General features: G+C 45.4%; 8 protein-coding genes and 1 pseudogene. 6 read left to right on the top strand and 3 right to left on the bottom strand.

Annotated elements, in window-relative coordinates:
* Positions 1-675: 675 nt before the first annotated feature.
* Entirely contained in the window at positions 676-3,006 is a 2,331-nt protein-coding gene (locus H5300_RS23640) for a Tex family protein (RefSeq protein ID WP_182797053.1), read from the top strand.
* A 124-nt stretch (positions 3,007-3,130) separates the two neighbouring features.
* Here H5300_RS23640 and H5300_RS23635 read toward each other — a convergent pair whose 3' ends face one another.
* Both H5300_RS23635 and bioH read right to left on the bottom strand, forming a co-directional pair.
* Positions 3,131-3,604 (bottom strand): hypothetical protein, encoded by a 474-nt coding sequence (locus tag H5300_RS23635; protein ID WP_004735616.1) that lies wholly within the window; start codon positions 3,602-3,604, stop codon positions 3,131-3,133.
* Positions 3,605-3,943: 339 nt separating this feature from the next.
* A complete protein-coding gene (gene bioH / locus H5300_RS23630) occupies positions 3,944-4,720 on the bottom strand; it encodes a pimeloyl-ACP methyl ester esterase BioH (protein ID WP_182797052.1) in 777 nt (258 codons plus the stop codon).
* Between the two features lie 93 nt (positions 4,721-4,813).
* On the opposite strand from bioH, the gene H5300_RS23625 reads away from it, so the two are divergent.
* The 5 genes from H5300_RS23625 (at position 4,814) to H5300_RS23605 (ending at position 10,125) form a co-directional block, all read left to right on the top strand.
* Positions 4,814-5,527: a ComF family protein gene (locus tag H5300_RS23625; RefSeq protein ID WP_004735613.1), complete on the top strand. Its 714-nt coding sequence runs from the start codon at positions 4,814-4,816 to the stop codon at positions 5,525-5,527.
* Between the two features lie 109 nt (positions 5,528-5,636).
* A complete protein-coding gene (nfuA, locus tag H5300_RS23620) occupies positions 5,637-6,221 on the top strand; it encodes a Fe-S biogenesis protein NfuA (protein ID WP_009848013.1) in 585 nt (194 codons plus the stop codon).
* 313 nt (positions 6,222-6,534) lie between these two features.
* A complete protein-coding gene (gene nudE / locus H5300_RS23615; protein WP_017079321.1) occupies positions 6,535-7,086 on the top strand; it encodes an ADP compounds hydrolase NudE in 552 nt (183 codons plus the stop codon).
* Between the two features lie 36 nt (positions 7,087-7,122).
* Positions 7,123-7,950, top strand: coding sequence for a 3'(2'),5'-bisphosphate nucleotidase CysQ (gene cysQ / locus H5300_RS23610; RefSeq protein WP_004735610.1), 828 nt, complete (start codon positions 7,123-7,125; stop codon positions 7,948-7,950).
* A 228-nt stretch (positions 7,951-8,178) separates the two neighbouring features.
* Entirely contained in the window at positions 8,179-10,125 is a 1,947-nt protein-coding gene (locus H5300_RS23605) for a VWA domain-containing protein (RefSeq protein ID WP_259397922.1), read from the top strand.
* Here the strand turns inward: H5300_RS23605 and H5300_RS23600 are convergent.
* Positions 10,103-10,216 (bottom strand): annotated as a pseudogene (locus H5300_RS23600) (IS630 family transposase); the annotation flags it as partial. The gene H5300_RS23605 and the pseudogene H5300_RS23600 sit on opposite strands and share 23 nt — an antisense overlap.

Below are 10,216 nucleotides of genomic sequence, written 5' to 3'. Positions count from 1 at the left end.
GCTTATGGCTTATGGCTTAGAGTGATTAACCGGCCATCACAGATCGAGCAGACAAACCCAAACTCCAGATAAAAGAAAACCACGCTAGGCTTGCGCCTGGCGGGGTTAAGTCTCTATCGCAGCAATCCGGCTACTGTTTATCTCTACGAGATAAGGTGCTCCCTGCATCTGTCCTTGATAGTGGCTAAATCCTTTAACCAATTTCCTTTTTGTTCATCGCCATCCTAGCGGTGTCCATTCTAGCCTGTCATCCTGACTGGCGAATCTCATCCAGAGATTATTACTTCCTTGCTGACCACTCATCCTAAGTAATCAAATCTTCGTCCTGAAGATACCTAGTCCATTAGGCTTTTTCCTGTTCCTGCCAACTCCCTGTCGACAAGTTAAATATTACGGTATTTGGGCGAGTTTCCTAGATAGTCCCAAAAAACATTTCGAGTGAGAAATACGCCCTAAAACACCACATGATTAAAAATCAACAACTTACAGTTAAATTAAGACATATTGACAGGTTTAAGGTGACTTAGGCTTACATCACGTGTGAGAGATCTCGCACAAAGCAGATATCACAAACGGAAATTCGACTTCTGACACGATAATTACACAGCCAAAGCTAGAAAAAGCGTACGCTCACCCCCATGTATTTGTCATGATATTAAATAAGAGATTCATCGGATGAGCCAAGCTATCTGTCGACTGATTGCTGAAGAACTGAATGTTCGCTCAGAGCAAGTCATCGCCGCAGTCAACCTAATTGACGACGGTAACACCGTTCCCTTTATTGCCCGCTACCGTAAAGAAGTCACGGGTGGCTTAGACGATACCCAGCTACGTAACCTTGATAGTCGCCTTTCATACCTTCGCGAACTTGACGATCGCCGCCAAACGATTCTTAAGTCGATTCAAGACCAAGGTAAACTCACGCCAGAACTGGAGCGTGACATCACTCAAGCCGACAGCAAGACGCGCCTAGAAGATTTATATCTGCCATACAAACCAAAGCGTCGTACCAAAGGTCAAATCGCGATTGAAGCAGGCTTAGAGCCACTTGCTGATACTCTTTGGAATGAACCACAGCACGATCCTGAAACCGAAGCCGCTAACTTCATCAGTAGCGATAAAGGCATTGCCGATACTAAAGCGGCACTGGATGGTGCACGAGCGATCATCATGGAGCGCATTGCTGAAGACGCAAACCTACTTGAAAAGATTCGCCAACATCTAACACGCAACTCTGAGCTCGTTTCACGTGTCGTGGCAGGCAAAGAGCAAGCTGGCGAGAAGTTCAAAGACTATTTCGAACACAACGAAACACTCAACAAAGTACCTTCACACCGCGCACTTGCAATGCTACGAGGCCGTAATGAAGGCTTCCTAACGTTGGCGATGAATGCTGACCCAGAACAAGAAGAAGGTGTACGTGGTTCATACTGCGAAAACATCATCTCTAATCACTACGGTATTACCCTGAGCAGCGCACCTGCAGATGCATGGCGTAAGCAAGTGATTAGCTGGGCGTGGCGTATCAAGGTTTCTATGCACATGGAAACTGAGCTGATGGGCGCGATGAAAGAACGCGGTGAAATCGAAGCGATTGAAGTGTTCGCAACCAACCTTAAAGACTTGTTGATGGCGGCGCCTGCTGGCCCTAGAGCAACTTTGGGCTTGGATCCGGGTTTACGTACCGGTTCAAAAATCGCCGTGGTGGATTCAACCGGTAAGGTTCTGGCAACAGAGACCATTTACCCTCACCCACCACAGAAGCAATACGACAAATCTGCACACGTGGTTGAGCAGATGGTTCGCCAGTTCAATGTTGACTTGATTGCGATTGGTAATGGTACGGCTTCACGCGAAACAGACAGCTTTGTTGCTGATGTGATTAAACGCGGCAACCTAACAGCACAAAAGATTATTGTCAGCGAAGCGGGTGCATCAGTTTATTCCGCGTCTGAGTTAGCGGCGAAAGAATTCCCGAACATGGATGTCTCGATTCGTGGTGCGGTGTCTATTGCTCGTCGTCTGCAAGATCCATTGGCAGAGCTAGTGAAGATTGACCCTAAATCGATCGGTGTGGGCCAATACCAACACGACGTGAGCCAAACTATGCTCGCTAAACGCCTAGATGCGATTGTCGAAGACTGTGTAAACGCGGTTGGTGTTGATGTGAATACGGCTTCTGCCGCACTGTTAACTCGTGTTGCTGGCCTTTCTAACACCATCGCCCAGAACATCGTGGACTTCCGTGATGAAAACGGTCGCTTCGAAGCGCGTACAACACTCAAAAAGGTCGCTCGTTTAGGGCCAAAAGCGTTTGAACAGTGTGCGGGTTTCCTAAGAATCATGGATGGTAAGAATCCACTAGACGCATCTTCGGTTCACCCAGAAGCTTACCCATTGGTGAAAGCCATCGCCGAGAAAAACCACAAAGACATCAAGTTTCTGGTGGGTAATACAGACTTCTTACGTGGTTTACATGCGGTTGATTACACCAATGAGAACTTCGGTGTACCAACGGTAACCGACATCATCAAGGAGCTGGATAAACCGGGTCGAGATCCTCGTCCTGAATTCAAGACAGCAACCTTCGCCGATGGCGTAAATAGCATGTCTGACTTAGAACCCGGCATGATCTTAGAAGGTGTAGTTTCAAACGTAGCTAACTTTGGCGCCTTCGTTGACATTGGCGTTCACCAAGACGGTTTAGTGCATATATCAGCGCTAACCGATCGTTTTGTGTCTGATCCTCATGAAGTCGTGAAAACGGGAGAAATCGTCAAAGTGAAGGTGATGGAAGTGGATGTTCAACGTAAACGTATTGCACTAAGCATGCGTATGAAAGATGAACCCGGCCAAGACAACCGCACCCAACGTTCAAGTGCACCTCGCACGCAAAATCGCCCGAATCAAAATTCGCAAGGTGGACAACGCCGCCGCGAGGAACCGCAACAAAACGCGGCGATGGGTGGTGCTTTTGCCGCTGCCTTTGCTAAAGCGAAAAAATAATCCGTTAACACATCTGAAAAACTGATTCGCCTAAAACAAAAAACCTGCATCCCTTAGGGTATGCAGGTTTTTATTATGTGTTCAAAAAAGACATCGAAGTTTGGTTGGGTCATAAGTTTTCGATTTATAACACAACCAGCATTCCTGATGGAGCATGAGGCGCAACAGCATGACCATAATGATATTTTATGACCTTACGTCGCTTCTCCATCTGTCCCTCTTGAATCGCCGCATCTAAAACATGCTTTGGCAGGCGGAAACGCATGGTATAGCCCTTTCCTTGATCAGCACTGTATGTTCTCAGTGCCAATAAGCTGAACAACCTATCAAAAGGATCTTGTGGCTCTTCTTGGCTAATCGAATTGGCCTCTGACTCGTTCTCCATTTCATAACCTGGATGGTCTGAAGGATCCCAAGCCGACTGCTGCCTTCGCTTATCGTCCGGTTTTACCTTTCGCTCTGCATTGGTTTTCGCCAATGCTACGGCGGGAGCGACAGGTTCTCGAACTCTATTATCACGCGCAACTTGCTCTGTTTGCACATTAACGGATGGGGCGATCAGTGGCACACTCACTGCAGTTGCAGGTGACACAATCATCGCGAACTCCTCAAGAATCGCCCATCGTTATTGCTATAACGCTGTTGCACTGTGAGTCAGTACAACAGGCATAGCCCAACTTACCGCAATCAGCTCAGGAGAGAGTTAGGTCTGAGTATCATGCTGTGCATTGGTGTTATACCAATCGTAGTAAATAACTGCTCATCCTAGCTTGTTAAAATGCTCGATAACGGCGTTAGAATTTTTAATTGTAGAATAACTACTTATCAAAAAGCTCTGCCTTGTTCTCAAGCCTTTTCCCTACGCTATTTTTGAACACTTACTTACTGTGATTGGTATTAGGTTATATATCGACCAAGCCAGCGATAAATTTAGCGATTATTTTTGGGCGAAGCTGACCAGTTCACTGCAAAAGGCATCCGCTTCAGTCATAAATGGCGCATGCGAAGACTGCGTGAAGATATATTGCTCGGTATGAGGTAAGGCTTTGTCCAAATCTTTTGCAACCTTGATTGGCACAAGCCCATCTAATCGACCGTATAAACGCAGCATAGGCACAGAGATCTGCGGCAGTTGTTCACGGAGGTCGACATCAGACAGCATCTTTAAACCAGCCAATAATGAATCAGGATTTGGTAATGGGCGGGACAACACCGCTTGTTTGAGCTGTTTGACATCTTGTCTTGCTGAAGGGCTACCCATGGCCTGCAGTGCCATAAAACGTTCGATGGTGGTTTGGAAATCTTCAACAAGCTGCTCGGTGAATGCGCTTAATACGTTTGGCTGAATGCCTCGCCATAATACCGGTTCTTTTGCAGCGGCGAATTTAGGAGAACTGGCGACAGTCACCAATTTACTGACATAATCTGAGTGATGGAGAGCCATGTGCGTCGCGACCAAACCACCGAGTGACCAACCCACCCAAACCGCTTGCTTGGGCGCGTCGACCAATAGTTGCTGAGCAATCTCTTCAAGATCTTGAGCGTGGCAATGCGCGCTATGTCCATACCCAGGAAGGTCAACAACATGCACTCGGAAGTCAGCTTCTAAAGCAGTAACCGTTTGCTGCCATACCGCACCATTCATACCCCAACCGTGAACCAGAACTAAATCAGGCCCTTGCCCAGAAACATGCCAATACAACGCGTCACTCATTCTCAATATTCCCTACTTTTTTCATCGGCGATTATCTGTGCTTTTCAGTATGGTGAGTAAAAGGAACACCATAACCCAAAAGCATCACGAGCTATGTTATCTGATTGGCTACAAAAACACACACCACGTCTGGTCACACCTCAATGCCATCTGTGCAAGCTAGATAAGTCGCACAGTGATGCTCACCCTCGATGGTGTGATTCTTGTCTTAATCTCTTTGAGTCAGTTCCTCGCTGCCAACGATGTGGTTTAAAAACACTGCTCACAGTAGAGCAGTGCGGACAGTGCTTATCTCAACCTCCACCTTGGCATCGTCTCTATTGCGTTGGGGACTACACCTTTCCAACAGCACGTTACATTCAACAAATGAAGTACGCCGATAAGTTTTGGTTTGCACGCGATCTATCAAAGCTATTGGCTTCACGTATCGAGCATCCAGCTCCGCTGATCACCAGCGTACCTCTGCATTGGCGTCGATATATTCATCGAGGCTTTAATCAAAGTCAGCTGCTCGCTAATTACACAGCTCAAGAACTTGGCGTTAAAGATGAGGTGCTGTTCCGTCGAATTCGCTCAACCGCTTCTCAGCAAGGGCTGACTAAATCCGCACGCTTACATAATCTAAAGAGCGCTTTTACGCTTCGAAAACAAGACTTTCAAGGAACGGTCCCTTCTCACGTCGCGATAATTGATGATGTTGTAACCACCGGCAGTACTGTGTATCAATTATGCCAATTACTACTTGAAGTGGGCGTGAAAAGGATTGATATTTACTGTATCTGCCGCACTCCTGAGCCCTCTGGATAAATAGTGTGAATCACTACTTGTACAGCAATCCAACAAAAAAGGGCTGAATTACAAATCTGACAGGAGTAGAATGGCGCTAATAACCTACAATTCTACTCAGGTATTCGTCGTGTCAAATATTACTATTACAGAAACCGCTCAAACTCATTTTGCCAATCTGCTGTCACAGCAGCCTGAAGGTACAAACATTCGTGTGTTCGTGGTAAACCCAGGTACGCAAAACGCTGAGTGTGGTGTTTCTTACTGCCCAACAGATGCTATCGAAGCGTCTGACACAAAGCTTTCTTTTGAAGCTTTCTCTGCGTACGTAGATGAGCTAAGCCTACCATTCCTAGATGAAGCTGAAATTGACTTCGTTACAGACAAAATGGGCTCTCAACTTACACTTAAAGCACCAAACGCGAAGATGCGTAAAGTATCAGACGACGCAACATTGATAGAACGTGTTGAGTATGCAATCCAAACACAAGTGAACCCACAGCTTGCTGGCCACGGCGGTCACGTTAGCCTAGTAGAGATCACTGAAGAAGGTGCTGCTATCGTTGCATTTGGCGGCGGTTGTAACGGTTGTTCTATGGTTGATGTAACGCTTAAAGAAGGCATCGAGAAAGAACTTCTTCAACAATTCGAAGGTGAATTGACTGCCGTTCGTGATGCAACTGAGCACGATCGCGGTGAGCATTCTTACTACTAATCATTTTACGACTAAGTACTCATCCAGTCTTAGCCGGTAGAAAGTTAAAGATTCAATCAAAAGGTTGATGCGCAAGCATCAACCTTTTTTTGTGTTTAAAACAGCAGAGCGCTTTCGAACCGTCTATTTCTCGTTCAATGCTCATAATGACAGGCGCGTTACCATTTGGAGTAAGGTATTCAAGTGATCGCAATCGGTTCCTGATCCAATAATTCTAGGATATGAAAACTCGGATCTAGGAACTCAACTCTATTTCCCCTATATTAGAATGACTTTATAAGAAAGAATTCCAATGAGCTAAGGAGCGAGCGCAATGACAAAAAGGACCAAGCCAGAAATTTTGGCTCAACAAACTGTCGCTCAATCAAAACTATTCTCTATCGAGTCCCTCGATTTACGCTTTTCAAACGGTGTAGAGCGTACCTACGAACGCATGAAGCCCAGCGGCCGCAACGCAGTAATGATGGTTCCGATTACTGAACAAGGCGATATTCTGTTGGTGCGTGAATACGCAGCAGGCACAGAGCGCTATGAACTCGGCTTCCCAAAAGGGCTAATTGATCCAGGTGAGCAGCCTAATCAAGCCGCCGTTCGTGAACTAAAAGAAGAGATTGGCTTTGGTGCCAACAAGCTTACTCCCCTAAAAGAAGTGATCCTTGCACCCTCTTATTTCTCTAGCAAAATGACGCTGTTTATCGCAGAAGAACTCTACCCAGAGAAACTAGAAGGTGACGAACCAGAGCCACTCGACATTGTGCGCTGGCCACTTGCTCAAGCCGAAGAACTGTTAACGCATCTCGACTTCTGTGAGGCTCGCAGTATTACAGCCCTACTATTAGCCCTTCGTGTATTAAACAATAATTAGAACATTCAGGCTCGCTCGAAGAGTAAGAGAATATTTATGCCAATAACAAAAGATTTGTCTCACCTCCTACCCTCTATCATTGAGATTGCTCGCTCTGCAGGCCAACTCATCTTAGAGATTTACGAGAAAAAGGATTACGAAGAGTTCACTAAGAGTGATGACACTCCAGTAACCAGTGCCGATCTTGCAGCACATAAGCTGATATTAAAAAAACTCAGTGAATTGACGCCTGATATTCCCGTATTATCCGAAGAAGACGCCGACATCAGCCTAGAGCAACGCTCTCAATGGGATCGCTACTGGTTAGTTGACCCACTCGATGGCACGCAAGAGTTCATCGCACGAAGTGGCGACTTTGCAACAATCATCGCCCTAATTGAGCATAACAAACCAGTAATGGGCGTCGTGTACGCGCCTGTGTCAGGTGTGAGCTATTACGCTTACAGTGGCAAAGGCGCTTGGAAGATCCCAGACCTCAATGACAGTGTAAAAATCAAAACGCATCGTCACGAACTGCCAAACCAATCGATCGCGATGGCAATCAGCCGTCGCCAAGACATCAATCGCATCACTAACCGTATGAGCTCTGCTTGGAACTATGATTTGGTTCCTTTAGGCTCTGCTGCGCTGAAGGCATGCTTGGTTGCCGAAGGCGCTGTCGATTGTTATCTACGTATTGGACCAACCGGAGAGTGGGATACCGCGGCAACCCAGTGCATTGTTGAAGAAGCGGGAGGCCGAATCCTAAGCACTCAATTAGAGCCGCTCTCGTACAATGAAAGAGAGACGCTTGAGAACCCGAACTTCATTGTTCTTGGCGATGCCGACTTACCTTGGGCAGAAATCTTACAAGGTAAAGATTAACTTTATCTAAAGCACCACTATCGATGATGTGGTGCTTTTTCTTCTCAAAACCCTGAACCAAAATAACAATTCCATCAATAGAAACTGACTATTTTATCATTATCATTCATAAAGTTAAGTAGCTCAAAGTTCTTATTCATACCATACTTGTTTCATTGACAAAATTTATACCGACCGATAAAAACATTCCTTATATGTATCTATATTAATTTCATATATCACAAGGATATGGTAGTGAACGTCAATGCTAGGCTTACTAAAAAAACTCTGATTGCTACGTCCGTAGCGTCTATTTTACTTTCTGGTTGTGGGAGCGATAGTGGTTCTTCAGATAGTTCATCAAATGAGGGGGCAGTACAGAAAGACGCGTTAATTTCTACGTTAACTCTCCCTGTTGGTGATTCGGAATGCACTAATGGTGGCTTGAAAGTTATTGCTGGTTACGATGATAACGAAAATAACGTACTAGAAGATAGTGAACATGTTTCCAACAAAACTATTTGTCACGATGGGACAAATAATACCCAGCAAGAAGGTAGCGATATCTTCAATCAAGCTCTAGTGTCGGTTGCTTTAATAGCTAAAACGGACACCAGATGTGATGCAGGAGGGCAACTTGTTACTCTTGGGGTAGATACTAACAATAATAGTATTCTTGATAGCAGCGAAGTTCAGTCATCAGAAGTATTGTGTAGTATCGGGGCAGATTTCGCGCCAAGTGCCGTAATCAACTCAATTACAGCTAATCCGGCCATCGTTGCTGCAAGTGCACAAACAACGCTAACTGCAACCATCAGTAACCTTCAGTCGAATGATAAAGTCACTTGGTATAACGAAAATGGTGATGAATTAACGACATCCGATCCGCTCCAAGTCACCATTCAGGCGGGTGCTGCAGTCGGCCAAGAGAAGTATCAACTCAGCATTGAAACGACCAACGATCAAGGTCAAACCGTACTACAAACCAAAGAGATCATCATCACCGTCGCGGAAGCTCCTGCGCCAACACAGTCTGTCGTTCTCGACAGCCAACAAGTGTTCTTACCTGAAGGTTATACAACCAGTGCTCTTACTGGTGATGTAACAGGTACTATTATCTACGCTGAGCCTGTGACTACCGCAGCGGCCGCTTCGACAAGAAGCTCACTTCCAACACCAGATAACACTGAACTTGCAGGGTTTGTTGCAGAGAGAGGGGCATTAACGGGACAAACAACAGCTCAAGAAATCCTTGTTGCTGGTGTTAGTGCTTTTGCATCTGAACTAAATAGTGCCCAAGTTGTACAAACCTCTCTAACCACTTTGGAAAATGGTGATGTTAATGCAACCTACAAAATCACATTACGAACTGGGTTAAAACTCACGGACATTCTGAATACTCTAATAAATCAAGTAGCCGTGAATAAAGTTGGGGGGACAGCAAGTGCCCTGGTTCCTGCTGCTTCTGAAGTAATACAAACTGAGTACCAACTTGATATTACAACTAGCTACAACAAGGTTGCAGACAGTGCAGTTATTACCAGTACATTGGTGCAGAACGACAAGGTTTTGAATTACTCAGATCTGATTGTCTCAACGACATCGGAAAGTATCCAAGCATCTAAAGATGCAACACTGCAACTGCAAAATGACACGTTTACCGCTCTTGATCAAACGACTTCTAAAGCAGATTTCCTATTTGTCATTGATAATTCAGGCAGCATGGGTAATGAGCAGCAAGCGATCAGTGATTTGACTGTAGCCTTTACTGACACAATTCAAAACGCGGGTGTGGATTTCATGGTTGGTACCATTACAACAGATTCAGATGAACTGCGTGGGAATGGGTTTACTAATGACTTAGTCCAAATTGCTGAAGATTTTAAACCTGGTACCAGAGGGAGCGCTACGGAACGTGGGATATATTACTCTGAACTTGCACTCCAAACCGATGGAACTGCAGAACTCGCAGGATACCCAAGATCTGGCGCTTCACTATCAGTCGTCATCATGAGTGATGAACCCAGTCAATACAAACAGTACAACACTTCAGAGTTTGATCCAAACAACAACTTATTCCTTGATAACGGCTATCGAGTTTACTCTATTGTCGACCCATCAGATGCGGCTCGCAGCCAATATGATGACCTTGCTACATCTACTATATACCCAATCAACTTGAAGATGCAGGCTTAAACACCTGAAAATTGTCATTGATTCGAGACGTCAACGAACCTGCAATCTCTGGAAGAGTTACAGTAAAAAATTGGTCTATGGCTTCCTTGAA

The organism is Vibrio sp. SG41-7 (assembly GCF_014164465.1).
Taxonomy (GTDB): Bacteria; Pseudomonadota; Gammaproteobacteria; order Enterobacterales; family Vibrionaceae; genus Vibrio; species Vibrio splendidus.
This window is presented reverse-complemented; position numbering and strand designations above follow the sequence as displayed.